24 protein-coding genes, 1 riboswitch and 1 other annotated feature are annotated in these 25,596 nt (G+C 47.8%); of the genes, 12 read left to right on the forward strand and 12 right to left on the reverse strand.

Translation table 11 applies throughout. From position 1 onward, the window contains the following. The first annotated feature begins 236 nt into the window (after positions 1-236). From M3202_RS12695 to ytkD, 3 genes are all read left to right on the forward strand, one after another. Positions 237-725 (forward strand): YwpF-like family protein, encoded by a 489-nt coding sequence (locus M3202_RS12695; RefSeq protein WP_251223708.1) that lies wholly within the window; start codon positions 237-239, stop codon positions 723-725. A 362-nt stretch (positions 726-1,087) separates the two neighbouring features. After that, a complete protein-coding gene (gene bcbE / locus M3202_RS12700; RefSeq protein WP_251223709.1) occupies positions 1,088-2,296 on the forward strand; it encodes a bacillibactin exporter BcbE in 1,209 nt (402 codons plus the stop codon). 70 nt (positions 2,297-2,366) lie between these two features. Beyond that, complete coding sequence (ytkD, locus tag M3202_RS12705; RefSeq protein WP_251223710.1) at positions 2,367-2,849, forward strand: RNA deprotection pyrophosphohydrolase; 483 nt, start codon at positions 2,367-2,369, stop codon at positions 2,847-2,849. Positions 2,850-2,907: 58 nt separating this feature from the next. Here ytkD and M3202_RS12710 read toward each other — a convergent pair whose 3' ends face one another. Genes M3202_RS12710 through M3202_RS12720 form a run of 3 tightly spaced genes read right to left on the reverse strand, consistent with a single transcriptional unit; the run spans position 2,908 to position 5,485 of the window. Then, positions 2,908-3,708 (reverse strand): ABC transporter permease, encoded by an 801-nt coding sequence (locus M3202_RS12710; RefSeq protein ID WP_251223711.1) that lies wholly within the window; start codon positions 3,706-3,708, stop codon positions 2,908-2,910. Next, complete coding sequence (locus M3202_RS12715; protein WP_251223712.1) at positions 3,692-4,471, reverse strand: ABC transporter ATP-binding protein; 780 nt, start codon at positions 4,469-4,471, stop codon at positions 3,692-3,694. Before M3202_RS12715 ends, M3202_RS12710 begins: the two co-directional genes overlap by 17 nt. Positions 4,472-4,483: 12 nt before the next feature. Beyond that, on the reverse strand, positions 4,484-5,485 hold the full coding sequence (locus M3202_RS12720) for an ABC transporter substrate-binding protein (RefSeq protein WP_251223713.1): 1,002 nt from the start codon (positions 5,483-5,485) through the stop codon (positions 4,484-4,486). Positions 5,486-5,576: 91 nt separating this feature from the next. On the opposite strand from M3202_RS12720, the gene M3202_RS12725 reads away from it, so the two are divergent. Continuing rightward, positions 5,577-6,386, forward strand: coding sequence for an alpha/beta hydrolase family protein (locus tag M3202_RS12725; protein WP_251223714.1), 810 nt, complete (start codon positions 5,577-5,579; stop codon positions 6,384-6,386). 84 nt (positions 6,387-6,470) lie between these two features. On the opposite strand, the gene pckA is transcribed toward M3202_RS12725, so the two are convergent. Beyond that, entirely contained in the window at positions 6,471-8,051 is a 1,581-nt protein-coding gene (gene pckA, locus M3202_RS12730) for a phosphoenolpyruvate carboxykinase (ATP) (RefSeq protein WP_251223715.1), read from the reverse strand. A 341-nt stretch (positions 8,052-8,392) separates the two neighbouring features. Further along, positions 8,393-8,506, forward strand: a riboswitch (SAM riboswitch). A gap of 162 nt (positions 8,507-8,668) precedes the next feature. Here pckA and metK point away from each other — a divergent pair. Further along, positions 8,669-9,874, forward strand: a complete 1,206-nt coding sequence (gene metK, locus M3202_RS12735) for a methionine adenosyltransferase (protein ID WP_251223716.1) — start codon at positions 8,669-8,671, stop codon at positions 9,872-9,874. Positions 9,875-10,095: 221 nt separating this feature from the next. Then, entirely contained in the window at positions 10,096-10,251 is a 156-nt protein-coding gene (locus M3202_RS12740) for a DUF1540 domain-containing protein (protein ID WP_251223717.1), read from the forward strand. A gap of 143 nt (positions 10,252-10,394) precedes the next feature. Here M3202_RS12740 and M3202_RS12745 read toward each other — a convergent pair whose 3' ends face one another. Continuing rightward, positions 10,395-10,919: a gamma carbonic anhydrase gene (locus tag M3202_RS12745; RefSeq protein WP_251223718.1), complete on the reverse strand. Its 525-nt coding sequence runs from the start codon at positions 10,917-10,919 to the stop codon at positions 10,395-10,397. Positions 10,920-11,027: 108 nt separating this feature from the next. On the opposite strand from M3202_RS12745, the gene M3202_RS12750 reads away from it, so the two are divergent. Both M3202_RS12750 and M3202_RS12755 read left to right on the forward strand, forming a co-directional pair. Further along, positions 11,028-11,810, forward strand: a complete 783-nt coding sequence (locus M3202_RS12750; protein WP_251223719.1) for an alpha/beta hydrolase — start codon at positions 11,028-11,030, stop codon at positions 11,808-11,810. 79 nt (positions 11,811-11,889) lie between these two features. Continuing rightward, on the forward strand, positions 11,890-12,951 hold the full coding sequence (locus M3202_RS12755) for a tetraprenyl-beta-curcumene synthase family protein (RefSeq protein WP_251223720.1): 1,062 nt from the start codon (positions 11,890-11,892) through the stop codon (positions 12,949-12,951). A 255-nt stretch (positions 12,952-13,206) separates the two neighbouring features. On the opposite strand, the gene M3202_RS12760 is transcribed toward M3202_RS12755, so the two are convergent. Genes M3202_RS12760 through mnmL form a run of 3 tightly spaced genes read right to left on the reverse strand, consistent with a single transcriptional unit; the run spans position 13,207 to position 15,341 of the window. Further along, entirely contained in the window at positions 13,207-13,767 is a 561-nt protein-coding gene (locus M3202_RS12760; RefSeq protein WP_251223721.1) for a beta-class carbonic anhydrase, read from the reverse strand. Between the two features lie 60 nt (positions 13,768-13,827). Then, positions 13,828-14,400 (reverse strand): tRNA 5-(aminomethyl)-2-thiouridylate-methyltransferase MnmM, encoded by a 573-nt coding sequence (gene mnmM / locus M3202_RS12765; protein WP_251223722.1) that lies wholly within the window; start codon positions 14,398-14,400, stop codon positions 13,828-13,830. After that, positions 14,400-15,341 (reverse strand): tRNA modification radical SAM protein MnmL/YtqA, encoded by a 942-nt coding sequence (gene mnmL / locus M3202_RS12770; RefSeq protein ID WP_251223723.1) that lies wholly within the window; start codon positions 15,339-15,341, stop codon positions 14,400-14,402. The genes mnmM and mnmL overlap by 1 nt, the downstream gene beginning before the upstream one ends. Positions 15,342-15,491: 150 nt before the next feature. Then, positions 15,492-15,712: a binding site (T-box leader), on the forward strand. A gap of 162 nt (positions 15,713-15,874) precedes the next feature. Between mnmL and leuS the strand changes: the two genes are divergently transcribed. Further along, positions 15,875-18,298 carry a leucine--tRNA ligase gene (leuS, locus tag M3202_RS12775; protein WP_251223724.1) on the forward strand — a complete coding sequence of 808 codons (2,424 nt, stop codon included), beginning with the start codon at positions 15,875-15,877 and terminating at the stop codon, positions 18,296-18,298. A 176-nt stretch (positions 18,299-18,474) separates the two neighbouring features. Here the strand turns inward: leuS and M3202_RS12780 are convergent, their stop codons facing one another. The 4 genes from M3202_RS12780 to M3202_RS12795 all read right to left on the reverse strand — a co-directional run bounded on the left by M3202_RS12780 (position 18,475) and on the right by M3202_RS12795 (position 21,993). After that, positions 18,475-18,993 carry a YfiT family bacillithiol transferase gene (locus tag M3202_RS12780; protein WP_251223725.1) on the reverse strand — a complete coding sequence of 173 codons (519 nt, stop codon included), beginning with the start codon at positions 18,991-18,993 and terminating at the stop codon, positions 18,475-18,477. A gap of 166 nt (positions 18,994-19,159) precedes the next feature. Continuing rightward, positions 19,160-20,119: an SDR family NAD(P)-dependent oxidoreductase gene (locus tag M3202_RS12785; protein ID WP_251223726.1), complete on the reverse strand. Its 960-nt coding sequence runs from the start codon at positions 20,117-20,119 to the stop codon at positions 19,160-19,162. After that, positions 20,119-20,478: a MerR family transcriptional regulator gene (locus M3202_RS12790; protein WP_251223727.1), complete on the reverse strand. Its 360-nt coding sequence runs from the start codon at positions 20,476-20,478 to the stop codon at positions 20,119-20,121. Before M3202_RS12790 ends, M3202_RS12785 begins: the two co-directional genes overlap by 1 nt. Before the next feature lie 249 nt (positions 20,479-20,727). After that, positions 20,728-21,993 carry a BaiN/RdsA family NAD(P)/FAD-dependent oxidoreductase gene (locus M3202_RS12795; protein WP_251223728.1) on the reverse strand — a complete coding sequence of 422 codons (1,266 nt, stop codon included), beginning with the start codon at positions 21,991-21,993 and terminating at the stop codon, positions 20,728-20,730. Between the two features lie 237 nt (positions 21,994-22,230). Between M3202_RS12795 and M3202_RS12800 the strand changes: the two genes are divergently transcribed. The 3 genes from M3202_RS12800 to M3202_RS12810 all read left to right on the forward strand — a co-directional run bounded on the left by M3202_RS12800 (position 22,231) and on the right by M3202_RS12810 (position 25,496). Next, positions 22,231-22,407 carry a hypothetical protein gene (locus M3202_RS12800; RefSeq protein ID WP_251223729.1) on the forward strand — a complete coding sequence of 59 codons (177 nt, stop codon included), beginning with the start codon at positions 22,231-22,233 and terminating at the stop codon, positions 22,405-22,407. Between the two features lie 151 nt (positions 22,408-22,558). Continuing rightward, positions 22,559-23,581, forward strand: coding sequence for a DUF3231 family protein (locus M3202_RS12805; RefSeq protein WP_251223730.1), 1,023 nt, complete (start codon positions 22,559-22,561; stop codon positions 23,579-23,581). Between the two features lie 280 nt (positions 23,582-23,861). Next, positions 23,862-25,496: a putative polysaccharide biosynthesis protein gene (locus tag M3202_RS12810; RefSeq protein ID WP_251223731.1), complete on the forward strand. Its 1,635-nt coding sequence runs from the start codon at positions 23,862-23,864 to the stop codon at positions 25,494-25,496. The last annotated feature ends 100 nt before the right edge of the window (positions 25,497-25,596 follow it).

Here is a 25,596-nt window from a genome sequence, read left to right on the forward strand (position 1 = left end):
AGGGCTCAAGAGCGTACTGGAACGTTATGAAACCCTTCGTCAGACTTAACTGAAACCGCCGTATACGGATCCGTACGTACGGTGGTGTGAGAGGTCGGGGGTTAGTCGCCCCCTCCTACTCGATTTGAACCGGACAGAGGGGAAGGGATTGGTTCTTTGCCGGCGATCTGTGATAAAATGGAGGCATTCGATATAAAGGCCGTTCTCAGGTAGGGGCAGCAGGGAGGGAGCAACTGATGAAAACATTCAAGCTGTATTCGATTTGCTTGCTAGAAGGTAAAGCAGACAGCGTGGAACAGAAAAAGATTTCAATCGAAGACGGATTAATCATTAACATGGAAAACCCGGAGAAGACGTGGTACATTGAAGCCGTGTTTGCTCGTACTGAGCTCGACTTTTTTGAACGGATCCAAAGAGAAGACCGCCACATGCTGGCCGATGTTGTGATCACTAGTAAAGAAAACCAGCCGGCTACGATGATTACGAAATTAAAGGCGATCACGAAGTTATCTGAACAAATCAGCGTGTTATTTGAAGCAAAGCTCGCTCAGAAAAAAGGCGAGCTGTTTGAGAGCGTGCTGAAAGATTTAATTGAAAAAGGACTGAGCGGCGAGGAACTGCTGCAGGAATTCCGTCTGCAAACCGCCAGCCGGATCGCCCATTCCCAGCATATGCTGGACGAGCTCTACCGCTCACTGCAAAAAAACAATGAATTGAATTTGTAAGAGCATGGTTCAAAAGTGGTTTGCTTTTGAACCATGCTCTTATGCAAGGAGCGGAGCCGCTGCAAGGTTTTGAAAGTCAGCTGGAAGCGGGGTTCTTCCAGCTGACGGGCAGCGTGCGAAGCGCTTGCACTACCTCTCGCGTGGGTCATTCATGGGAGGCGGTGGCTTCGTTCTGTGCGCGGCTGGAAGGAAAGAAGGCCGCTTTCCTTCAGCTTTTAAAATCAGCTCAGACTCCGCACACTGCTTCAAGAGCTTGAGATAAAAGGTAAAGCGAACCTTTTATCTCAAGCTCTTTTGCATAGAAAGCCGCTTTTTCCCCATACTAACACTACTACAATATAGGTGGAGCGGGGGAGCTTGAGATGCAGGAGAAAAAGACATGGGATATTCTTTCCATTTCGTCTATTCCGTTAGTAATGACGTTGGGAAATTCAATGCTGATTCCGGTTTTGCCACAGATTGAAAAGGAGCTGTCGATTTCCTCCTTTCAAGTGAGTATGCTCATTACCGTTTATTCCATTGTCGCGATTCTTTTTATTCCTGTAGCCGGATATATTTCTGATCATATCGGCCGGAAGAAGGTCATTATTCCGAGCCTGATCATCGCGGGAATCGGCGGGCTGCTTTCCGGATTTGCTTCGTGGCAGCTGGAGTCGCCGTATACGATTCTTCTTGTGGGGCGCCTGCTGCAGGGCGTGGGCGCAGCTGGAGCCTCTCCGATTGTCATGCCGCTAGTAGGCGATATGTATGTAAAAGAGGATGATGTCAGTAAAGGGTTAGGAATGATTGAAACGGCCAATACGCTTGGAAAGGTGCTCAGCCCGATACTTGGCGCAGCGCTGGCGACCATTGTCTGGTTTATGCCTTTTTTTGCTTTTCCAGTCTTTTGTATCATTTCGATTTTGCTGATGATCTTTCTTGTAAAGTCCCCGCCTTTAAAAAAGGAACCGATTCGCTTCCGTAAGTTTTGGCAAAATATAAAGGTGATCTTTAAGCGTGAAGGAAGATGGCTGTATGCTGTGTTTATCGTTGGCGGCATTTGCATGTTCGTGCTTTTTGGTGTGCTTTTTTATTTGTCGACGATGCTTGAGGATGACTACCATATTGACGGGATAAAAAAAGGGATTATTTTGGCGATCCCATTAGGAGCGCTTTGCTTCGCTTCTTATGCAACGGGGAAAGCGATCGGCCAGAACAAGAAAAAAATGAAATGGATGACGGTTGTCGGGATCGCTTTATTAACCATCGCGATTTTTTCCGTTTCCTTTTCGAAGGATGTGTATATTTTACTAACCGCTCTGTTTATTAGCGGTGTCGGAATCGGGATTGCTTTGCCGAGCCTTGACGCGCTTGTGACAGAAGGGATTGCGATGGAACAGCGCGGTTCGATCACGTCTTTTTACAGCAGTATGCGTTTTGTTGGTGTCGCGCTTGGTCCTCCTGTTTTTGCTTTATTCATGAAGCTGTCTCATTCGACGATGTTCTTGCTGAATACACTTGTCTGTCTGCTTGCCCTGGCGATCATCCTCTTTGCGATCAAGCCGGAGGAAACCGTTAAGGCGACATGGTAAGGAAAAGAAATAGTAATTATCGCCTTTCCTCGTTATACTTGACGTAACAAGTGGAAAAGGATGACCGATCATGAAACAGTTTATCGATCAGAGGGGCTGCCAGGTGCGGATTGTCTTTGGAGAAGAAGCAAGCTTGTCTCCGACGGCGAAGCATGTTTGGATTGTCTGCCGCTATCAGGGAAAATGGCTGTTAACGAACCACAGGAAACGAGGCTGGGAATTTCCTGGAGGGAAGGTAGAGGAAAGAGAGTCTGCAGTCGAAGCGGCGAAGAGAGAAGTATACGAAGAAACAGGAGCGCGGCTGGAAGCCGTGCATTATCTTGGGCAATATGAAGTAGCCTGTCAGCAGGAAACGATGTATAAAAACATTTATTTTGCAACGGTGAAGGAGTTGCAGCAGAAAGATGATTATTTGGAAACAGCGGGTCCGGTCTTGCTCGAATCCTTTCCTGCGGCTGTAGCAAAGGATGAGCGCTTCAGTTTTATTATGCAGGATCAGGTGCTTCCGCTTGTGCTTGCTGAAATCGTAAGGAAAGGCTTGCTTGCTGAGTGATAGGAGGAGAGGGCGCAAACCGTTGCCGGTTGCTCTCCTCTTTTTTGAATGGAACGGCTTAAAACCTTTTAAGCAAATAGCTTTCAAACAGCTCGACGCCTTTATACATAACGGTTGCCAAAATCGCGATGACAAACAGGCTCATCAGGACGAGAGTAAAGTTAAATACTTGGAAGCCGTAAATGATCAAATAGCCGAGGCCCTGCTTGGAGACGAGAAATTCCCCGACGATGACGCCGACCCAGGCTAAGCCGACATTGACTTTTAAGGTCGAGATGATCGTCGGCAAGCAGGCCGGAAAAATAACGTGCTGAAATGTCTGCGTCTTCGTCGCCCGGAACGTGTGCATCACCTTTAAATAGTTTGGATCGACTTCACGAAAGGCGGTGTAGACGACCATTGTCGTAATAATGACGGAGATCAGCGCCCCCATTGCCACGATTGAGGTGAAGGTAGGTCCGAGACCGACAATGAGCAGGGGCCCGAGTGCGACCTTCGGCATCGAGTTCAGAATGACGAGATAAGGGTCAAGCACCTTCGAGAGGAAGCGCGACCACCAGAGCAGAGCGGCAAGGGCTGTACCAATGAATGTTCCGAGCAGGAAGCCGAGGATCGTCTCAAGCAACGTGACCGCTGTATGCCCCAGTAAAGAGCCGTCTGTCAGGCGTTCGATAAACAGCTGGCCAATCCGGCTCGGCATACTGAAGAGCAACGGATCAATCCAAGTAAGACGTGCCGCCAGTTCCCAGAAGAGAATAAAAAGGACGAACAAGCTGAGTTGAACGGTGAGAACTAGACGCTTTTCTTTTTTTAGGGTAGTTAAATACTGCTCGTGTAACGCCTCAAGTGTTCGTCTCAACGTGTTCCATCTCCTTCCATATTAACTGAAACAGCTCATTGAAACTCGGGTGGCTCCTTGCTTCAAATGGTAAGGCGGAGGCGATTTCCTGCGGCATCGTGAAGGTTCGATGAATTCGTCCCGGTCGTGGAGTGAGGAGAATAATCCGGTCAGACATCGCGATCGCTTCGCCGATATCATGGGTGACGAGAATCGCTGTTTTATTAGCTTTTTTCAATGTGCTGAAGACGAGGTCTTCCAGCTTGAGCTTTGTCTGATAATCGAGCGCTGAAAACGGCTCATCTAACAAAAGCAGGGAAGGGTCTGTCGCGAGCATCCGTACGAGTGCAACGCGCTGCCGCATTCCACCTGATAATTGATTCGGATAATGGTCCTTTTTATCTCCTAAGCCGATTTGTTCAAGCCAGTTGAGCGCCCGTTTAAGCGACTGGGGTGAATAGTCTCCGCGAATTTTTTGACCGAGGGTGACATTGTCCTCAATCGTCCGCCATGGAAATAAGTAATCCTGCTGCAGCATATAGCCGATGTTGGCTCCTTTTTCGGAAGTAGGCTGGAGCTGACCATCGATCTTAATTTGCCCGCTCGTCGGCACGAGCAGGCCGGCGATCAGAGAAAGCAGCGTCGTTTTGCCGCAGCCGCTTGGACCGAGAAGGGAGATAAATTCTCCCTCCTCAACAGAAAAAGAAATCGACTCAAGCGCCAGCATAGCTTCGCGCTCGGTAATATAACTGCATGTGACGTCGGTAAGCTCAAGAATAGACATGTCGCATTCCTCCTACTCCATGACCTTCTCTGCTATAGAAGTGTCTACAAGGATGTCATAATCAACATGCTGCGGCAGTTCACCGGCCTCTTCCATAATAAGCTGCAGATTATCCCACGCTTCTTCCTGGACAATCGGCGAGGTGGCGAAAGAGCCTTGAGCGTGGTAGCGTTCTACCACTTGAGCGATCAGCTCGACAGGCGTATCTTCAAAAAAGTCGACAATGGCTTCGGCGACCTCTTCTGCCGGCTGCTGCTCGACCCACTGCTGACCTTTATAAAGCGCGCGGGTGAACCGTTCCAGCATTTCAGGGTTTTCGTCCAGCATGCTTTGCTTCGCGATAAAGCCAGTGTAAGGAACCGAGCCTGATTCCGTGCCGAAGGATGCGATAATGTGACCGATGCCTTCATTTTCAAATAACGTGGCCTGCGGCTCAAAAAGCTGAACAAAATCACCGGTTCCGGAAGCGAACGCACTTGGAATGTTACCGAAGTCAATGCTCTGAATCAGCGTCAGATCATTGTGCGGATCAATCCCATTCTTTTTCAGTACATGCTCACCGACCATCTGCGGCATCCCGCCTTTGCGCTGGCCGAGGAACGTGCTGCCTTTTAAATCCTCCCAGGAAAAGGAATCGAGCTTTTCCCGCGAGACGAGAAAGGTGCCATCTGTCTGCGTGAGCGCGGCAAAGGTAACAGCCGGATCTGATGCCTCCTGCGCATACACATAAATGGTTGTCTCCGCGCCGACGAGGCTGACGTCAGCCCCGCCTGACAGCAAAGCGGTCATCGCTTTATCGCCGCCCCAGGCCGTCGTCAATTCAAGCTCAATGCCTTCCTCTTCAAAGAAGCCTTGAGCGACCGCCGCATAAAAAGGAGCATAAAAAATCGATCTTGTGACCTCAGCGACGCGCACTGTTTCTGTGTTTGACGAGCCGCCAAACGTACAGGCACTTGACGCCGCTACGAGCAGCAGGACCGCAAACAAGGCTGAAGCCTTTTTCCATATCGGCATAACGGTCATCTCCTTTAAAAATAGTGTCGATTACGATAGTGTATGAACAAAGGAGAAAATGTGTGTTTACCCACTAGAAAGGAGGTTGCAGATGAAGCGCTTAATTGACAAAGTCAAGATTCCTTCGCCCCACCCCCGCATTTCCCTTTATTTGATTACATACTGGAGTACGGGCTTACGGGTTAAGGGCTATCTCGCTATCCCTGATGGAGAAAAAAAGCTGCCGGGACTTCTCTATTTACGGGGCGGAATAAAAAATGTCGGCATGGTCAGGGTGCAGCGCCTCATCCAATGGGCAGCTGAAGGGATGATCGTGCTCGCTCCGTTTTACCGTGGAAATAAAGGAGGAGAAGGAAATGAGGACTTTTGCGGAGATGACCGTGAAGATGCCTTTGCCGCCTTTGATCTTCTGCAAAGCGTGCCTGAAGTTGAATGTGAGTCCGTCCACATTCTTGGATTTTCAAGGGGCGGGGTGATGGCATTGCAGACTGCTTTGGCAAGGCCGCAGGCAAGCTCCGTCACTTGCTGGAACGGGGTATCCGATATGGTTCTGACATACGAAGAGCGCGTTGATCTGCGCAGAATGATGAAACGGGTCATCGGGGGAACGCCGAATAAGTATCCAGAGCGCTACCGCTGGCGAACGCCTCTTCATGAGCTGGGCGAGCTCAAGCCGCGGATATTGCTTATCCATGGAGAAAAAGATGAGCACGTCTCGCTAGCTCATGCCCTGCTTGTGGAACAGGCATGCAGGCAGGCGGGGAAGGAAGTTGCGACCTGGTATTTCCCTCAATACACTCATCATTTTCCGCCAAAGGAACAGCGCGTGATTTTATCGGAAGCTGCCAGGTGGATGAAGGGGAAGGAGAAAGACAAAACGAAAAAGAGTAGCGGATTGTAGCAAGCATCTTCACTCCATGCGTAAGGGCTGTGACCAAAGGTTGTTTTTACCTTTTGCCACAGCCCCTTCATTGCGTAGCCGTCCTTACTTAGGTCCGGCTGCTTTAATAGTGTCGCTGATATTATCGAATTTCTTGAAGTTTTCTTTGAAATTAGCTGCTAATTCTGCTGCTTTTGCATCGTAGGCAGCTTGATCGGACCAAGTATCACGCGGTTTTAAGACAGTGTCCGGTACTCCAGGGCAGTGAAGCGGGATGTGAAGACCGAAAATCGGATCAACCGTCGTTTCAACTGTGCGGAGCTCGCCGTGCAACGCCGCCTGAACCATCGCCCGGGTATGCTGGAGGTTCATTCTGCTGCCGACGCCGTAAGGGCCGCCAGACCAGCCTGTATTGACGAGGAAAACATCGACATCATGCTGGTCGATCTTTTCACCGAGCATTTCAGCATAACGGGCAGCAGGTAGTGGCAAAAACGGTGCGCCAAAGCATGTTGAGAAGGTCGCTTCAGGCGAAGTGATGCCACGCTCTGTTCCCGCTAATTTACTCGTGTAGCCGGAAAGGAAGTGATACATCGCCTGCTCCTTTGTCAGCTTGCTGATTGGCGGCAGCACGCCGAACGCGTCAGCTGTTAAGAAAATAATCGTATTTGGGTGTCCCGCCAGACTTGGGAAAATCGCATTTGGAATCGCTTCTAATGGATAAGCGGCGCGCGTATTTTCCGTTAACGATACATCGTCGTAATCCGGCTCGCCGGTTTTTTCATCAATCACGACATTTTCAAGAACGGTGCCGAAGCGGATCGCGTTCCAAATTTGCGGCTCTTTTTCAGCTGATAAGTTGATACATTTCGCATAGCAGCCGCCTTCAATGTTAAACACGCCGTTGCTTGACCAGCCATGCTCATCATCGCCGATTAACGAGCGGTGAGGGTCGGCGGAAAGAGTTGTTTTTCCGGTACCGGACAGCCCGAAGAACAAGGCGACGTCGCCTTCCCGGCCAACATTGGCCGAGCAGTGCATCGAAAGGACATCCTGCTCAGGAAGTAAGTAATTCATCACGGAGAAAATCGATTTTTTCATTTCTCCGGCATATTCGGTTCCGCCGATGAGGACAATTCGTTCCTCAAAGGAGACGATAATAAAGGTCTCGGACAGCGTGCCATCGACCGCGGGATCAGCTTTGAAGCTTGGCGCTGAAACGATCGTAAACGCATTATCGTAAGATTCGGCATCTTCAGCCGTCGGACGGATGAACAATTGACGGGCGAAAAGCTGCTGCCAGGCAAATTCGTTAATGACTTTTAACGGTAAACGGAATCCTTCATCGGCGCCGGCAAAGCCTCTTGACGCGTAAAGTTTATCCTTTTGCCCTAAATGGCGGACAACTTTTTGGAAAAGACGGGTAAAAACATCTTTTTCGATCGGTTGGTTTACAGCTCCCCAGTTAATTTTATCCTTAACGCTTTCTTCCTTCACAATAAATTTATCTTTAGGGGAGCGGCCCGTATAGGCGCCTGTTTCGACGCTTAATGCACCGGTAACAGAAAGCTTTCCTTCGCCGCGCATTAACGCCTCCTCGATTAGAGATGAGATCGGTAAATCATGATGGACCTGGTCCTGATTAAGTAACTCTGCTAGTTCTGTCTGTAGGCTAATCGTTTTCATTGCCGCACCCTTTCTTTCATCATATAATTTGGTTAACATTAACAGCTTTAACTTGGTTAATAGTATAACACATTTAGATTAATAGTCTATACTATTAGCGAATTTTTTTTATCGTGCGAATTATAAAGAAAAAAAGGTACCTGTGTAGCCAAAAAAGGCTGTCATCCAATTAACTGGTTATTTTGTCGACATTTTTTTCCTTCTGCATAAGATGGAAGTATCAGGTAGAATGACCGGACAGATAATGATAAGGAAGAATCAACCCGTTTCCTTATGTTAATCTTGTCCACTTGCGGTTGACAGTACACGTGATGTGCGATATGATATGCGTCGAACGGATACTCTTATCCTGAGTTGGCGGAGGGACAGGCCCGAAGAAGCCCAGCAACCAATACTCAAAGCCATGAGTGTTAAAGGTGCTAACCTGCAAGGCTATTTGCCTTGAACGATAAGAGGCGAAAGGTAAACATTCAACCCTTTTCCTCGATGGAAAAGGGTTTTTATCGTTTATACACGTCTTAACCAGGAAGGTATCTCCCATTCTGTGGGACATGAGTGCCGTCTCAAAGAAAGACACATGCTAGAGAGAAGGCAGTGTTTAAAGGAGGAAATCAATCATGACAGAGAAAAGAAGCCGTCGTTTGTTTACGTCTGAATCTGTAACGGAAGGACATCCTGATAAAATTTGTGATCAGATTTCAGATGCAATTCTTGATGAAATTTTGAAACGGGATCCAAACGCCCGTGTAGCATGCGAAACGTCTGTGACGACAGGTCTTGTCCTTGTGGCGGGAGAAATTACGACAAGCACATACGTTGATATTCCGAAAACGGTCCGGGAAACGATTAAAGGAATTGGCTACACTCGTGCCAAATACGGATTTGATGCCGAAACATGCGCTGTTCTTACGTCGATTGACGAGCAATCCGCTGATATTGCGCAAGGTGTTGACCGCGCGCTTGAATCGCGCGAAGGCCAGATGACCGATGAAGAGATTGAAGCGATTGGTGCGGGGGATCAAGGCTTAATGTTTGGTTATGCTAATAATGAAACGAAAGAGCTTATGCCGCTTCCGATTTCGTTAAGCCATAAATTAGCACGACGTTTGACAGAAGTACGGAAGGAAGATGTTCTTCCTTATTTACGACCTGATGGAAAAACACAGGTTACCGTTGAATATGACGAACATGATCAGCCGCTGCGGATTGATACGATTGTTATCTCCACTCAGCATCATCCTGAAGTTTCCCTGGAGCAGATCCAGCGCAATCTGAAGGAGCATGTCATTAAGCCGGTTGTGCCGGAAGAGCTGATTGACGAAGATACGAAGTACTTCATTAACCCGACAGGCCGTTTCGTCATCGGCGGGCCACAGGGCGATGCCGGATTAACTGGACGGAAAATCATCGTCGATACTTATGGAGGCTATGCGCGTCACGGCGGTGGGGCGTTTTCCGGTAAGGATGCGACAAAGGTTGACCGTTCCGGTGCTTACGCGGCCCGCTATGTCGCGAAAAACATCGTCGCGGCCGGTCTCGCTGACAAATGTGAGGTTCAGCTTGCCTATGCGATCGGAGTTGCCCGTCCGGTTTCGATTTCTGTCGATACGTTCGGAACAGGGAAGGTTTCTGAGGAAACGCTTGTTACACTTATCCGCGACAATTTCGATCTTCGTCCAGCGGGGATTATTAAAATGCTCGATTTACGTCGACCTATTTATAAGCAAACAGCTGCTTACGGACATTTTGGCCGCACGGATGTAGAGCTTCCTTGGGAGCAGACAGATAAAGCGGACGATTTGAAAGCGCAGGCTGGTTTGTAAAAAAAAGAGAAACAATGTAACTGGTTTTTAAAGGCTGGGCCAAAGGTGTTTTTTCCTTTTCCCCAGCCTCCAAGAAATGAGCGGAAAGCGTGCCGGCTGGGTGTTACATCGCTGGCTGAAAGCATCTTTTGCAGGAAGGCAATCGCTTTGTTCCCTACTCGTCTAAAGAGTATGGGAGCTATTTTTTTTGGTCACACTAATGAATAGGGAGGTGATTGAACATGGCGCAAGATGTATTATGCGAAGTGAATAATTGCGTATATTGGGGAGATGGAAACAACTGTAACGCTGACAGAATTTATGTCGTGAGCCACAAAGGAGAGCAGGCCGCCCGCTCTGAAGAAACGGACTGCAAAACCTTTGAACCGACCCACTAAAGAGTGCTTACAAATGTCAGCGGTTGTGCTGGCGCGAACAAATTTGTTGCTTCGGGGCTTGAGACAAAAGGAACCAACCCTTTTGTCTTAAGCTCTTTTGCGTTGTACATATAGTATTGATAATAATAATCAATCTTATACACTTATTGTTTTGTCTCGGCAATGATCTGCTTATAGTGCTGGCCTTTTTCTACATATTCACGCCGGATTCGGGCCATTTCTGCCAGGTCATCTTCATTCAGCTCACGGACGACCTTTGCCGGGCGGCCAAAGGCCAGCATGTTCGGTGGTATTTTTTTGCCTTGGGGAACTAGGCTGCCTGCCCCGATAAATGCTCCCTCGCCAATCTCAGCGCCATCGAGAATAATCGAACCCATACCGACTAATGCTTTTTTGCGAATCGTACAACTATGTAGCATCGCCTGATGTCCGATTGAGACATCGTCCTCCAGCAGCAAAGGGTATTTCGGACTTTGATGAAGCATGCACTGATCCTGAATGTTTACACGGTTGCCAATCCGTGTAGGGGAGACATCGCCGCGGATGACAGTATGAAACCAAATGTTCGTTTCGTCGCCAATTGTTACATCACCACTGACAATGACACCGTCTGCTAAAAAAGCGCTTTCTGAAATGACCGGGTATTTTTGCTTATAAGGGTAAATCATCTGCTCACTTCCTTTGCCTTTAGTCAAAAAATCGCTATACTTATTTTAACAAAATTTATAAGGGGAGGCTCCTTCTTTTCACTAAAAAGAAGCAAGGGGGAATACATCATGTGGAAATGGGAAGCAGAAGAGCCGCGCGGAGTCATTGTAAGCGTTCATGGAGCCGGGGAGCATCATGCCAGATATCAATGGCTGGCTAAAAAATGGAATGAGCACGGTTTTGATGTCGTAATGGGTGATTTGCCGGGCCAGGGCAAAACAAGAGGAAGACGGGGACATATTCAATCATTTAACCAATATATTGAAACGGTTGAAGAATGGATGGAGGAGGCGAAAATCAAGCAGCTGCCGATCCTGTTATTTGGTCATAGCATGGGGGGACTTGTCGTCATTCGTACGTTAATGGAACGTCCTCAGCTTCTCGTAAACGGGGTAATTTTATCATCGCCGTGTTTAGGCTTAAGTAGGCCTTTGCCGAAAACAAAGGAGCTGGCGGCCAAAGTCTTTCATCGTGTGGCGCCGACCTTCAGTGCCAATTCCGGTATCCGTTCCGAGGACGCGACGCGAAATGAAGAGGTTCGCGCGGCGTATCTTCGTGACGAGTTACGGGTCCAACGGGTCTCGATCCGCTGGTATCAGGAGCTTGTGAAGGCGATGCGGATTGCGCACCGCTATCCGGAGAACTTTCCGAATGTCCCTTTATTAGTCGTCCAGGCTGGTGAGGACCGGATTGTGAATAAGTATGATGTCAGAGACTGGTTCGACCAGCTTCCGCTGACAGAGAAATATTATAAAGAATGGGATGGGCTGTATCACGAAGTGTTTAATGAACCTGAGCGCGAGGACGTATTTCGTCAGGCGATCGGCTTTGTAAATTTGCTTTTTCCGTAATAAAGAAGGTCTTAGTTGTTGCGGATTTTGAATTATGCTAGTGTTACATGTATTGAGTTGAACCAAGGAGGATTATGCAGTGGGTGTTCCAACAAAGCCGATTCCGTTATTAATCAACATTTATAAAGAGGTGCTGCCGACCGTTCATCATTATTATAATCAATGGAAGGAACGTGCCGCCGAAATTCCAGATGATGAGCTGCGCTCACAGGCACAGGATGCGCTGGAGAGAAAAGCGTTTCACTGTGAGGGCGGGGGCGTTTATGGCTTAATTGCGAAAGAAAATGGCCGTTTTGAAGAACTGATTCAATTTATGATTGCGTATCAAGTCACCTGTGATTATTTAGATAATCTTTGTGATCAAAGTCCGTCGCTCGACCCAAATGATTTTCGCTCCTTGCATCAGGCGCTGCTTGACGCCCTGACTCCAGGCGCCGAGCCCGGAAATTATTATCAGTTTCGTCAGGAGCATGAGGATGGAGGTTACCTCCATGCCCTCGTTCGGACGTGTCAGGAGAAGGTAGCCTCGTTTCCGTCCTTTCAAAAGCTGCAGCCGGCGATGAAGGAGCTGAGCGGCTATTACGGAGATTTACAAGTACATAAACATGTTATAAAAGAAGAAAGAATTCCGCGGCTTGAAAGCTGGTTTGAGGAGCATCGTCATAAAGTCCCGGAGATGACATGGTTTGAGTTCTCGGCCTGTACGGCCTCGACTCTTGGTGTGTACGCGCTTGCGGCGTACTCGACCACGCCGGACTTGAGTGAGGAAACAGCCGCGCTCATTAAAAGCGGCTATTTTCCATGGATGCAGGGACTTCATATTCTGCTCGATTATTTTATTGATCAAGAGGAAGATATTGCTGATGATGAGTTGAACTTTCTATTCTATTACCGCGATGAAAAAGAGATGATTGAGCGTTTTCAATTTTTTGCTGAAAAAGCGGAAGAGAGCTTAGCAGCGTTGCCGGATCCGAAATTTCATCGGATGCTGATGCGCGGGGTGATTGCGATTTATATCGCTGATGAAAAAGTGCAAGGCGACAAAGAAATGAAGCAAAAGGCGAAGCAAATGATTAAAACGGGCGGCTTGCCGACGATGATCTTTTATTTGAATCGCTGGATGTTCCGCCGTGGAAAATAAGAGGACTGATGGGTGAGGCAGCCGTTCCGCCCGGGCAAAAGGAAAAAAACATCCTGCCCTTCTTGTGTCGTTTATGAGGGGGAGATCCACCGCTCCTGAAATAGACTTCGCTTTCCTCGGGAAGCGGGTGATCCTCCTTGGGCTACCGCCCTGTGGGGTCTCACTGTTGCTTCTATTTGAGGAGTACCAAACCCTGACTAGTAAAACAACTAAACAAAAAAGCCTGTCGACAATGTCGATAGGCTTTTTTGTTTTTCATTTATAACCATTGACGATAACGTCGAGCTTGCCGGTTGTCGGACAAATCACGAGGCCATGCACCGGAGTGTCGGCCGGAAGCAATGGATGCTGATTGACCATCTCAACGCTGTGCTTGACGCTTTCTTCGACCGTTTGAAAGCCGGTCAGAAACTTGTTAATGTCAATTCCTGAGTATTCCAGCTTTTTCAAGATGTCAAGGTCGACTCCGCGCTCTTCCGCTTTTTGCAGAATGCTGTTTGGTTCAAGGCCTGCCATGCCGCAGCCATGATGTCCGACGATCATCACTTCATCGGTTTTTAGCTCATAAAGGGCAACGAGAATACTGCGCATAATACTGCCAAATGGATGAGAAATGACAGCTCCGGCATTTTTAATAATCTTCGCGTCGCCATTTTTCACGTTCATCGCTGATGGAAGAAGCTCAAGCAGACGTGTATCCATACAAGTTAAGATGACGAGCTTCTTATCAGGGAATCGGGTTGTCTGGTATTTCTCGTATTCTTTCTTTTCAATAAATTGATGATTGTGTGTAATAATCGAGTCTAGTAGTGTCATCGCTAGCCACCCCCAGTTAATTTTCTACATTATTTAAGCAAAGCTGTTTTTTGTCAAGAATTATCTCTTTTCAAGCGCCAGCACAAACGGTGGATGATTCGCTTGATTAATAAATTGATAGGTCAGAACGTGGGCATAACGCTGATCAATGCTTTCGGCATAGGAGAGCAGCTCCTTTTTCTCATGCTGACCTTCACGGTGTCCATGATAAATGACGAGGACGATAATGCCGCCTGGCTGCATTAGCTCAAGCAGCGATTGCACGGCGGAAATCGTTGATTCCGGCTTCGTGACAATCGCTTTATCTCCGCCCGGCAAATAGCCGAGGTTGAAGATTGCCGCTTTCAGGCGCTGAGAGTTGGCGCCAGCCAGCTGGTCGGCGGCATGCTCATGGCTCTGCTGAAAGAGAGTCACTCTGTCTTCAAGCCGCGCTTCCTGCAATCGTGCCCGCGTGTTCTCAATTGCGGCCGCCTGAATATCAAAGCCGAGCACCTGCCCCTCTTCGCCGACAAGGCCGGCGAGAAACACCGTGTCATGTCCGTTGCCGACTGTGCAATCAAGCGCTGTATCCCCTTCTTCAAGTACCTTTTCCAATAAAAGCCGCGCAAACGGCAAAATTCCCGGTACGTTCATTAAACTGAAACCTGCTCTTTCTGATAAAATTTCCCCTGCCAGCTGTCTCGTGCTTTCAACTCCGCTTCAATTGCGTTCAGCACGCTCCATTTGTTCATGCTCCACATCGGTCCGATCATCAGATCGCCGGGCCCGTCTCCCGTTAAGCGGTGAATAATCATCGAAGGCGGGAGAATCTCCAGCTGATCGACGACAAGCTTCACATAGTCATCCAGGCTCATCAGCTCCAGCAACCCTTTTTCATATTGCTTGACCATCGCTGTTTTCTTTAACAGATGGAGCAAATGAATTTTAATGCCCTGCACGTCGAGCTTAGCGACCTCCTTCGCCGTCTCAAGCATCATCTCATAGCTTTCGAGCGGGAGGCCGTTAATAATATGGCTGCACACGCGAATGCCATGGCGCCGCAGCTTGGTGACGCCGTCGACATAGCATTGATAGTCATGGGCGCGGTTGATCAGCTGCGCCGTGCGCTCATGGACGGTTTGCAGCCCTAACTCCACCCATAAGTATGTCCGTTCATTCAGCTCCGCCAAATAGTCAACGACATCATCAGGCAGACAGTCCGGTCTTGTCGCAATGGCCAGACCGACAACGTCCTTTTGCGCCAAAATCGTTTCAAAATAGGTTCGAAGCGTTTCAACCGGAGCGTACGTGTTCGTATAGGCCTGAAAATAGCCGATGTATTTGCCCTGCTTCCATTTTCGGTGCATCCGCCCTTTAATCGTCTCAAATTGCGTCACAAGATCATCGGCGCGATCCCCGGCAAAATCTCCCGAGCCCCGTTCGCTGCAAAAGGTACAGCCGCCAAAAGCGACGCTGCCGTCACGGTTTGGACAGTCAAAGCCGGCATCGAGAGGGATCTTGAATATTTTTTCGCCAAAGTGTCGGCGTAAATGATGGTTCCAACTATGATATCTCTTTTCTCCAAACAGTTCCATCGGCTTCTTCCTTTCTCGTATCCTCATCCTATATTGTAGCATGTTCACTAGAGGAGGAAAAAGCAATGGATGGCGGCTGCGGCAAATGGAAAGATTTAGAGCGCAGCTTGACAGTGTGCGTGCGAATTCATACAATACAAGTAAGTTCATACGCAAACGTAGACAAGGATTAGCAGTCACACTTGGGAATAGAGAGCTGGCAGATGGTGCAAGTCAGTGGAACAATATGGTGAACTCGCCTTAGAGTTTTAAAAGTGAAAAACGAGAGTAGCTTTTGACGGGTCACGTCCGTTACACGTGATAAGTGAATGAATGATAAGTTCATTAATATGGGTGGTACCGCGGGAAGTATACAGACTCTCGTCCCTAACAACAGGCAGTGTTGGGGAGGGGAGTTTTTTTTAGAGCAAAGAGAATGGCTTCACTCATTACATTAAATTAAGAAAAGCCGCAGCGCGGTTTTCTTATTGGATCTCAATCATTCTATGCAGGTCAACGATCTAGCAATGGCTATCAACAGGAGGATGAAAGCAATGTCATTTTCACATGAGCAAATTGAGCAAAAGTGGCAGAAATATTGGGAGGAACAAAAGACGTTCCGCACGACAGAAGATGAAGATAAGCCGAAGTTTTATGCTTTGGACATGTTCCCATACCCATCTGGAGCAGGGCTCCACGTCGGGCATCCGGAAGGCTACACGGCTACAGATATTTTAGCAAGAATGAAACGGATGCAAGGGTATAATGTTCTTCATCCGATGGGATGGGACGCTTTTGGCCTACCGGCTGAACAGTATGCGCTTGATACAGGGAATGATCCGGCTATTTTCACCGAGCAGAACATCAATACGTTCCGCCGTCAAATTAAAGAGTTGGGCTTTTCCTATGACTGGGATCGCGAAATCAATACGACTGATCCCGAGTATTATAAATGGACGCAATGGATCTTTACGAAGCTATACGAAAAAGGCTTAGCCTACATAGATGAAGTGGCTGTCAACTGGTGTCCAGCGCTTGGGACCGTGCTGGCGAACGAGGAAGTCATCGACGGCAAGAGCGAGCGTGGCGGCCACCCGGTGGAACGCCGCCCGATGAAGCAATGGATGCTGAAAATCACGGCCTACGCCGACCGTCTACTTGAGGATTTGGAGGAGCTTGATTGGCCGGAAAGTATCAAGGATATGCAGCGTAACTGGATTGGCCGCTCTGAAGGGGCCGAGGTGACGTTCAAAATGGACGGGCATGACGATGCTGAAGTCAAAGTTTTTACGACAAGACCGGATACGTTGTTTGGCGCGACGTATATGGTGCTTGCCCCTGAGCATAAGCTAGTCGATGTGATTACGACAGAGGAGCAGCAGGAGGAAGTGGCAAACTATAAAGCGCAGGTTGCGGCGAAAAGCGACTTGGAGCGTACCGAGCTTTCAAAAGAAAAAACCGGTGTCTTTACCGGAGCGTTTGCTGTTAATCCGGTAAATGGGGAGCGGATTCCGGTGTGGATCGCTGATTACGTTCTCGTCAGCTATGGGACCGGGGCGATCATGGCTGTGCCAGCTCATGATGAGCGTGACTATGAGTTTGCGAAAACGTTTGATTTGCCGATCAGAGAAGTAGTCGCCGGCGGCGACGTGGAGAAAGAAGCCTATACAGGCGACGGCGAGCATGTGAACTCCGATTTTCTCAACGGACTTGATAAGGAAACGGCGATTCGCAATATGATTGATTGGCTTGAGGCCAATCATTACGGAAAGAAGCAAATCACCTATCGGCTACGTGACTGGCTGTTCAGTCGCCAACGCTATTGGGGGGAGCCGATCCCGATCATCCACTGGGAAGATGGAACGATGACGCCGGTTCCGGAAGAGGAATTGCCGTTGATTTTGCCGAAAATGACGGAAATCAAGCCGTCAGGTACCGGCGAGTCACCGCTTGCCAACGCGAAGGACTGGCTCGAAGTCGTTGATCCTGAGACAGGCAAAAAGGGTCGCCGTGAAACGAATACAATGCCGCAATGGGCGGGCAGCTGCTGGTACTTCTTACGCTATATCGATCCACATAACCCGGATGCGCTTGCTGATCCGGAGAAGCTGAAGAAATGGCTGCCTGTTGATATTTACATCGGTGGAGCGGAGCATGCCGTCCTTCATTTATTATACGCTCGTTTCTGGCATAAATTCCTGTACGATATTGGCGTCGTCTCAACGAAGGAGCCATTCCAAAAGCTGTACAACCAGGGGATGATCCTCGGTGAAAATAACGAGAAGATGAGCAAATCGAAAGGAAATGTTGTCAATCCGGATGATGTAGTCAAAAGTCATGGAGCGGATACGCTGCGTCTGTATGAAATGTTCATGGGGCCGCTTGACGGTTCGATCGCCTGGTCAACGAACGGTCTCGACGGGGCACGCCGCTTCCTTGATCGCGTTTGGCGCCTGTTTGTGAACGAGGAAACGGGAGAGCTGAATCCGGCCATTCAGGATGCAGAAGGCAGCGCGGAATTCATGCGCGTTTACCATCAATCGGTGAAAAAGATTACCGATGATATGGCAGAATTGCGCTTCAATGTTGCAATCTCGCAAATGATGGTCTTTATTAATGAAGGCTACAAGCAGGAGATCTTGCCGAAAGCGTTGATGGAAGGCTTCGTAAAGATGCTTTCACCAATCGCGCCACATCTTGCTGAGGAACTGTGGGAGAAGCTTGGACATCGCAACACGGTCTCTTACGAAGCATGGCCTGAGTATGATGAAACACAGCTCGTGGAAAACGAAGTCGAAATCGTCGTGCAAATTAACGGAAAAGTACGGACGAAGCTGACGATTCCGGCTGAGGCAAACCGTGAGCAAATGGAGGAAATCGCCAAACAGGATGAGAAGGTCCAAGCGGCGATTGCAGGCAAGACGATCCGCAAGCTGATCGCCGTACCAGGCAAGCTGGTGAATATCGTCGTCGGTTAAAGGCAAATCCGGCATCATAACATAAAATGATGCTTACTTTTTAATCGTCTGATAAAAGTCAAGCTTGCGCTGGAAATCATGGCAGCGCACCTCTTTTAAGCCCGGAGCACAAGGTTGATTTTCACCTTTTGCTCCGGGCTTTTTTAAAAGATAAGAAAAGTCGCTGTGCGGTTTTCTTACCAGCCTTTGCGAACTCGCAAACTTGTAATATGGGCAATATGATGTTTTCCGTGCCAGGCGTAGTTGCCGATATTCCAGCCGAGTGTCACTTGACCGCTTTCCGGATGGAAGAAAGCCTTCTCTAAGTCAGTAGGGGTAAGAGAGCGCAGCAAGGAAACCCATCTTTCATGCAACGCATCAATCAATTGTAAGGAAACGTCAATCGGAAGCTGTGAATCAGTAAGCTCGGCCCATTTCTGCTCATTGTACGGCTTGATCGTAGGACTGTCTTCTGTCAATGCCAGCTTAAAACGCATGTACGCATTGAGATGGCTATCCGCAAGATGGTGAACGACCTGACGGATGGTCCACCCGCCGGCCCGGTACGGAGTATTAAGCTGCTCCTCATCTAAGCCGGTCACTGCCGTACGCAGCGCTTGCGGTGTTCGCTCGATCTCATTAATCCAGCCTTTAACCGCAGTGCTTGAAGGTTCTTCGCTACTTTCAAATAGACCAATCGGATAACGCTCGTCCATTCTTATCCCCTCCGAATGTTTGATCATTACTTGTATTTCATCCATAATAATAACATTTTTTTGAAATTATTGACAAAGCAAAGGGGCTGGAAAAAGGGTATGTTTTTCACCTTTTCCCAGCCCGCGCTGACGAGTTTTGTCTCAAGCCCGGGATGTCCCGGTCAACTTATTGAAATAATTCCTCTGTTTGCTGCCAAAGTTGTAAAGCCAGTTGGTGATCGACGGCCCAAGGCTTGACGCCCTTCCGTACTTGGTCGTCAACAGCGATGGGGGAAATATCGCAATTTTCGCAATAGACGCCTCCGTACTTGTCCAGCTGCGGGCTTGTTGCACACCAGACGATCGTGGCTGCCCCTTCCGGAATTGTCTTTCTTTCCTCGTCATAGCTGTCATAGCCCCGCTCTCCGGCAGAAGTGAGCGCACCCATGGCCGCCATTTCCTCCTTCGATAAATTGACGGAAAGGTTCGTCACAATACTTCCAGGGTGGATCGCAAACGAACGAATCAGCTCGTTCCGATAAAGCTGATCCAACGCGACGCTCATTAAGGAAACGGCAGTCTTTGATTGCCCATAGGCTTTCCATTTATCATACTCGGTATGGAGGAAGTTAGGAGCCTCAAAATGAAAGGGTGACCGCCAATGCCCACGTGAGGATAAATTGACAATTCTTGCCCCACGCGCTGCCCGAAGCTGTGGCAAAAGCGATTTTGTAAGGTGATAGTGTCCTAAATAATTGACAGAGAGTTGCAGCTCATTGCCGAGGGGATCTCTTTGCAAAGGGATCGCCATAATACCGGCGCAGTTAATTAAAAGATGTAACGCGGTGTAATGGTTTTGAAACCATTTGACAAATCTTTCAATTGTTTCACGTTTGCTGAGGTCCATTTCGGTCTCGTAAAGCACAATATTGGGAAGCGAAGCAAGCGATCCGGCTGCTTTTTGGGGATTTCGTACCGGAACAATGACGGTGGCACCCGCCTCGGCCAGGGACGTTGTTGTCTCCAATCCAAGACCGGCAGCCCCCCCTGTCACAATTGCTGTTTTTCCTGTCAAATCAATTCCTTTTATAACATCCTTCGTTGTCGTTCTGGCTGTATAACCTGTTTGCAAAGGCTGTTGTTGCATTATGTTCCGCCACCTTTTAGTTTACTAAAGTGAGAAACCTTGTATTGAATCTTTTCCAGAATCATTTGCCGCTTTGCGAGTTCAAGCTGCATCTTCTGTTCATGCTCCTGCAAAATCGCGTAGCAGGTTGAATAATCGTCCAAGCGATACGCATGAACATAATGTTTAATCTGCTCCAGCGGCATGTCTGTATCGCGCAAATGGACAATGAAGCGAAGATATTCAACATCCTGCTTACGATACATTTTGTATCCGCGGGCATCTTTTGCAGGAGTTTCAATAAAGCCCAACGTTTCATAATAACGAATGGTGGGAATAGGCAGGTTGACTAATCGGGCGACTTCAGAAATTTGATACAAGCTTCTCACCTCCTTTTCAACGTTACACCGTAAAGTTAACTTTATGTCAAGGCGCTTTTCGGAAAGAAAATAAAGCTGAACAAAGCCAGAACAGAATAGGGAGGACAATTCTGTTCCGTCCTGTGGTTATGTGGATAAAGATGTGGATAAAAATAGAGTCTTTGCCTTCTACGTTAGATAAATAATGAGTAAATGACTGTGTATAAAAAATGTATAGGTTTGGCCTTCTGTTTGTGGACAATGTGGATACTAGTTGTGGATAGCCTGTTCCGCCGCGGATTTCCCAGCCGTGTATCCTGTGGAAAAGGCGCACGTAATATTGTAGCCACCTGTATAACCGTGGATATCAAGCACTTCTCCACAGAAGTACAGTCCGTTTTTCTTGCGTGATTGCATCGTTTTCGGCTCTATTTCTTTGATTGAAACGCCACCACCGGTCACAAATGCTTTTTCGATCGAAAGCGTCCCGTTCACCTCGATGGAGAAATGCTTGCAGCTGTGGGCAAGAGCGCGCCAATGGTCATGAGAAACAGTCGACGAAGGCAGCTGTGAATCAAGCTGCAACCGTTCATACAGAAAGAGCAAAAAGCGCTCGGGCGCGAACCCTTTCAAATTGTTTTTGAGCGACTTTTTCGGCTCCTGCTTCGCTTTGGCAAGCAGCTGTTGAAAAAGCGCTTCTTCCGACTGCTGTGGAAAAAGGTCAATTTCCATCCGGATCGAAGGAGTGTCGAATTTCTTTAACGCCTTGACGACAAATTGACTGCAGCGCAAGGCAGCCGGCCCTGAAATTCCAAAATGGGTAAAAATCATATCACCTTCGTGCGTGATGATTTTCTTGCCTTTCGGATTAAAAACGGTTAATTCAATATCGCGTAACGACAGTCCTTGTAGCGATTTCGCTTTAATAAACGGCTCGTCCGACGTAATCGGCACCTCGGTCGGATAGAGCTCGGTGATCGTATGGCCGGCTTTTTCCGCCCACGGGTAGCCATCGCCGGTGCTGCCGGTGTGCGGCACCGATTTGCCGCCCGTGGCGATAATCACTGCTTTCGTCGGAAGCTGCCCGCCGTCTTTTAACAGCACCTGTGAGACAGCATCTTCAGTATACTCCACCGATCGGACCGCCGTGTTCGTACGAATCTCGACGCCAAGCGCTTTTACTTGTCCGAGCAATGTCTCGACAACGGTGGCGGCTTTATCGTTAACCGGAAACATCCGACCGCGGTCTTCCTCTTTCAATTCAATTCCAAGCCCTTCAAAAAATTGAATAATGTCCTCATTATTAAAAACGGAAAACGGACTGTGCATAAACCGACCGTTTCCAGGAATATTGGCGATCAGCACGTCAAGCGGACTGCGGTTCGTCACATTGCAGCGTCCGCCGCCGGAGATCGCCAGCTTGCGCCCGAGCCGGTCACCTTTATCAAGCAGGAGCACGCTCGCGCCATGGCTCGCAGCGCCGATCGACGCCATCAGTCCGGCCGGGCCCCCTCCAATTACAATTACATCATGCATATTGCTACACCTTTCTGCCAGCAAATTTAAGCTTTTTACTTTTTTAACCTCTTTTATCGTTTCTAATCATATCTTCTTCCATTCATTCGGGCAAGAAGACAGTCGAAAGCTAAAAAGTCGTAATTATCAGAATGTAACTTGTGAAACCAGTTTAATAATGGTAACGTGGAAAAATAAGTAAGGCAGAGATCCTGATAATAGTTGCTTTAGTAGAATTAAGAGAGGGAGCGGTGATTTATGAATTTAGCAGGTTTAGCTTTTCTGTCTTCTACATTGTTTAAAATAACCGGTATCATTCTAATTGTTTTATCATTATGGGAGCTGCGGGAAGGGAAAAATAAGAAGAAGTATCTTGTGTTCATGTTAACCGGTCTGTTTCTTTATCTGTGGCTGGCCAACGCTCTTTGCTGTTAGCACAACCATTTAATGAAACAAGTCAAAAACCCCTGCTTATTCCGCTAATAAGCGGGTTTTGCTTTGTTCAGCCGTGTATGCATAAAACAACCATTACTCGGGGGACAATAACGGCAACAAATGTAAAACATGGAGCGAAGGAGTTGTTATGATGGGGAGGCCGAAACCGATTACGTTTAAGTCACATAAGATGAAGCCCGAAGAAAAGCTGACCTCAGTCGAGATGGGCAAGCTTTGGGCGACCTTTATGGGAAACAGCATGGCGAAATGCATTTTAACTTATTTTCTTCACCATGTTGAGGATAAGGAAATCAAAGCTTTATTGCAAAAAGCGCTGCACTTAAGTGAAGAGTTTCTTGGAACGATTGAAGACATTTTCACAAAAGATGAATTTCCGATTCCGCAAGGATTTTCTGAAAAGGATATTAATTTAGGTGCTCCCCGCTTATTTCAGGATGAATTTTATGTTCATTATTTAAAATACACGTCGAAGGCTGGCATGAGCATTTACAATGTCGCTGTACCTTTGGTTTACCGCAAGGATGTGAAGGAATTTTTCACCCATTGTATGAAAGAGACGATGAGTTTAATCGATCAAACGAAAGAAATGTTAATGAAGAAAGGGTTGATTATCAAGCCGCCTTTGATCCCGACTCCGGAAAAAGTCGAATTCGTCCATAAGGATTTTTTAAATGGCTTTTTTGGTCATGTAAGGCCGATGCACGCGTTGGAGATTGCTCATTTTTACGATAATATTGAAAACAATGTCACGAGTAAAGCGTTGATTTTGGCTTTTGCCCAAGTAGTGAAAGATGAACAAATTCGCAAGCTGTTTGAACGAGGAAAAACGTTCACGACAACAGACATTGAAAATTATATGCAAAAGCTGCACGATGAAAATTTGCCGTCGCCGGCGTTTCTCGATCATCTTGTCACGACGTCAGCTTTTTCCCCATTCTCGGACCGGCTGATGCTATACCATAAAATGGACATGTTTATGATGAAAATAAGGTCATTTGGAAATTCTGTCGCGGTGAACGGGCGGCGTGATATCGGCCAGGTTTACACAAAATCATTAATGAAAATTTATTTATTCGTTGAGGATGCGACAAAGATTATGATTGAAAAAGGCTGGATGGAACAGCCGCCGCAAGCTGTAAAAAGAGGAAAATAGCGTGTGGTCATGGAAAGAAAATTCGGATTACAGATTTCCAAAGCTTATAGTTGAAAAGCCAGGATCAAAAGAACAGAGACAAAACTAGCTTAGAGGCTGGGCAAGAGGTAAAAAAACAACCTTTTGACTCAGCCTCTTCTTTTTGTCTATTCAGCGATTTATTTAACGGGTGGAAGCATTCCATGGATGACTATGGTAAAATGCAGAGGGACGTTTACCTTTTCATGATGGACAGGTCGTTTCAAAACCTTATTTGGATCAATGAAAGAAGGAATCGGGGATGGCAGATTCAAAATTAATCCGCGGCACGATGCTGTTAAGCGGTGCGGCGCTTGCTTCAAGAATATTAGGTCTTGTCTATATTTTTCCTTTTACGGCAATCGTCGGTCAGACAGGGGTTGCCCTTTATCAGTACGGCTACATTCCATATACCGTCTTGCTGAGTTTGGCGACGCTCGGTGTGCCGCTTGCCGTTTCAAAATTTGTATCGAAATATAACGCGTTAGGTGATTATCGGACGGGCTACCGTCTTTTTAAATCAGGGCTCGTTTTCATGGCAATCAGCGGCTTGCTCGCTTTTTTCCTTTTGTTTTTCCTCGCGCCGGTCATTGCGCCCATTGTCGTCAGTGATCCGACGGCCACTGAAGGGAACTCATTTGAAGACATTGTCTTTACGATCCGGATGGTGAGTGTGGCGTTGCTCATCGTCCCGCTGATGTCGGTTGTTCGCGGTTATTTCCAGGGGTTTCAATCAATGGGGCCGACCGCTGTTTCCCAAGTGGTTGAGCAAATCGTCCGCGTTCTCTTTATTTTAGCGATGACGTTTTCAATCGTGCAGCTGATGAATGGCAGCAACGGACTTGCCGTCGGTTTCGCGACCTTTGGCGCTTTTGTCGGTGCTCTTGGCGGGCTGGGCGTTCTTCTCTATTATTGGGTGAAGCGCAAGGATAATATTCTGGCCGAGGTCGAGAAAAGCAAGGTCGATCACCAGCTTTCTTTACGTGAGATGTATAAGGAACTGATTGCCTATGCGCTGCCTTTATCGTTTGTTGGACTGGCGATTCCGCTCTATCAATTAATTGACTCGGCAACCTTTAACCGTACGCTGCAAGCGATCGGGTACAGTCAGCTTGAGGTCGAAACGTATTTCGCTGTTTTCACTTCCACCGCTCATAAAATTGTCCTGATTCCGATGGCTCTGGCGACAGCGCTGTCGATCACACTAGTGCCGACAATCACGAAATCATTTACGAATCAGGATCATTCTTTGCTGCAACGGCAAATCACTCAGACGTATCAGGTAATTCTCTTTTTGACGGTGCCTGCGGCGGTTGGTTTGGCAGTGCTTGCCTACCCTGTCTTCGGTACGCTTTATTCGATTGAGGACCTTGAGATTGGTGGTTATATGTTGCGCTATTATGCCGGTATTACGTTGTTCTTTTCCTTGTTTGCTGTAACGGCGGCGATTTTACAGGGGATGAATAAGCAGAAATACGCGGTGATTGCGCTGGCGGCCGGGCTTGTGATAAAGCTTGTGACAAATATCTCGTTTTTAAAAGCATTCGGTCCGCTAGGCGGAGTGTGGGCGACCTACGCGGGTCATCTCGTTTCGATTGCGGTGACCGTTTGGGCGATTGGGAAGTTTGCCCACTTTCGTTACACATTAATCATCAAACGGGCGATCTTGATTGCTCTCTTTGCCGCTGTCATGGCTATCGGGATCAGCATTATTAATGTCGGCATGCAGAGCTGGTTTCCGCTCACGTCACGGGGAAATGCGTTGGCGATCGTGCTCGTGACGGTTAGTTCCGGAGCGGTTCTTTATTTATATATCAGCTATCGCTCGCATTTAGCCGGCAAGATTCTCGGAGACCGTTTCCGTTTTTTAAAGAAAACGAACAGTCCTTCCAATTAACTTCAACGGACAGCTGACAAAATACTGGTCGCATTCGACAATGGTTGGCAACGAAAGCCTCTTTTGCTTCATTCTATCGTTTGCTATAATAGAGCAAGCT

The organism is Halalkalibacter oceani, assembly GCF_023715605.1.
GTDB classification, from domain to species: domain Bacteria; phylum Bacillota; class Bacilli; order Bacillales; family Bacillaceae_D; genus Halalkalibacter; species Halalkalibacter oceani.

Bases quoted from the DNA above. Each gene is read 5' to 3' on its own strand.
- M3202_RS12695 (WP_251223708.1), top strand. From the start codon at position 237: ATGAAAACATTCAAGCTGTATTCGATTTGCTTGCTAGAAGGTAAAGCA.
- bcbE (WP_251223709.1), top strand. From the start codon at position 1,088: ATGCAGGAGAAAAAGACATGGGATATTCTTTCCATTTCGTCTATTCCG.
- ytkD (WP_251223710.1), top strand. From the start codon at position 2,367: ATGAAACAGTTTATCGATCAGAGGGGCTGCCAGGTGCGGATTGTCTTT.
- M3202_RS12715 (WP_251223712.1), bottom strand. From the start codon at position 4,471: ATGTCTATTCTTGAGCTTACCGACGTCACATGCAGTTATATTACCGAG.
- M3202_RS12720 (WP_251223713.1), bottom strand. From the start codon at position 5,485: ATGCCGATATGGAAAAAGGCTTCAGCCTTGTTTGCGGTCCTGCTGCTC.
- M3202_RS12725 (WP_251223714.1), top strand. From the start codon at position 5,577: ATGAAGCGCTTAATTGACAAAGTCAAGATTCCTTCGCCCCACCCCCGC.
- pckA (WP_251223715.1), bottom strand. From the start codon at position 8,051: ATGAAAACGATTAGCCTACAGACAGAACTAGCAGAGTTACTTAATCAG.
- metK (WP_251223716.1), top strand. From the start codon at position 8,669: ATGACAGAGAAAAGAAGCCGTCGTTTGTTTACGTCTGAATCTGTAACG.
- M3202_RS12740 (WP_251223717.1), top strand. From the start codon at position 10,096: ATGGCGCAAGATGTATTATGCGAAGTGAATAATTGCGTATATTGGGGA.
- M3202_RS12745 (WP_251223718.1), bottom strand. From the start codon at position 10,919: ATGATTTACCCTTATAAGCAAAAATACCCGGTCATTTCAGAAAGCGCT.
- M3202_RS12750 (WP_251223719.1), top strand. From the start codon at position 11,028: ATGTGGAAATGGGAAGCAGAAGAGCCGCGCGGAGTCATTGTAAGCGTT.
- M3202_RS12760 (WP_251223721.1), bottom strand. From the start codon at position 13,767: ATGACACTACTAGACTCGATTATTACACACAATCATCAATTTATTGAA.
- mnmM (WP_251223722.1), bottom strand. From the start codon at position 14,400: ATGAACGTACCGGGAATTTTGCCGTTTGCGCGGCTTTTATTGGAAAAG.
- mnmL (WP_251223723.1), bottom strand. From the start codon at position 15,341: ATGGAACTGTTTGGAGAAAAGAGATATCATAGTTGGAACCATCATTTA.
- leuS (WP_251223724.1), top strand. From the start codon at position 15,875: ATGTCATTTTCACATGAGCAAATTGAGCAAAAGTGGCAGAAATATTGG.
- M3202_RS12780 (WP_251223725.1), bottom strand. From the start codon at position 18,993: ATGGACGAGCGTTATCCGATTGGTCTATTTGAAAGTAGCGAAGAACCT.
- M3202_RS12785 (WP_251223726.1), bottom strand. From the start codon at position 20,119: ATGCAACAACAGCCTTTGCAAACAGGTTATACAGCCAGAACGACAACG.
- M3202_RS12795 (WP_251223728.1), bottom strand. From the start codon at position 21,993: ATGCATGATGTAATTGTAATTGGAGGGGGCCCGGCCGGACTGATGGCG.
- M3202_RS12800 (WP_251223729.1), top strand. From the start codon at position 22,231: ATGAATTTAGCAGGTTTAGCTTTTCTGTCTTCTACATTGTTTAAAATA.
- M3202_RS12805 (WP_251223730.1), top strand. From the start codon at position 22,559: ATGGGGAGGCCGAAACCGATTACGTTTAAGTCACATAAGATGAAGCCC.
- M3202_RS12810 (WP_251223731.1), top strand. From the start codon at position 23,862: ATGGCAGATTCAAAATTAATCCGCGGCACGATGCTGTTAAGCGGTGCG.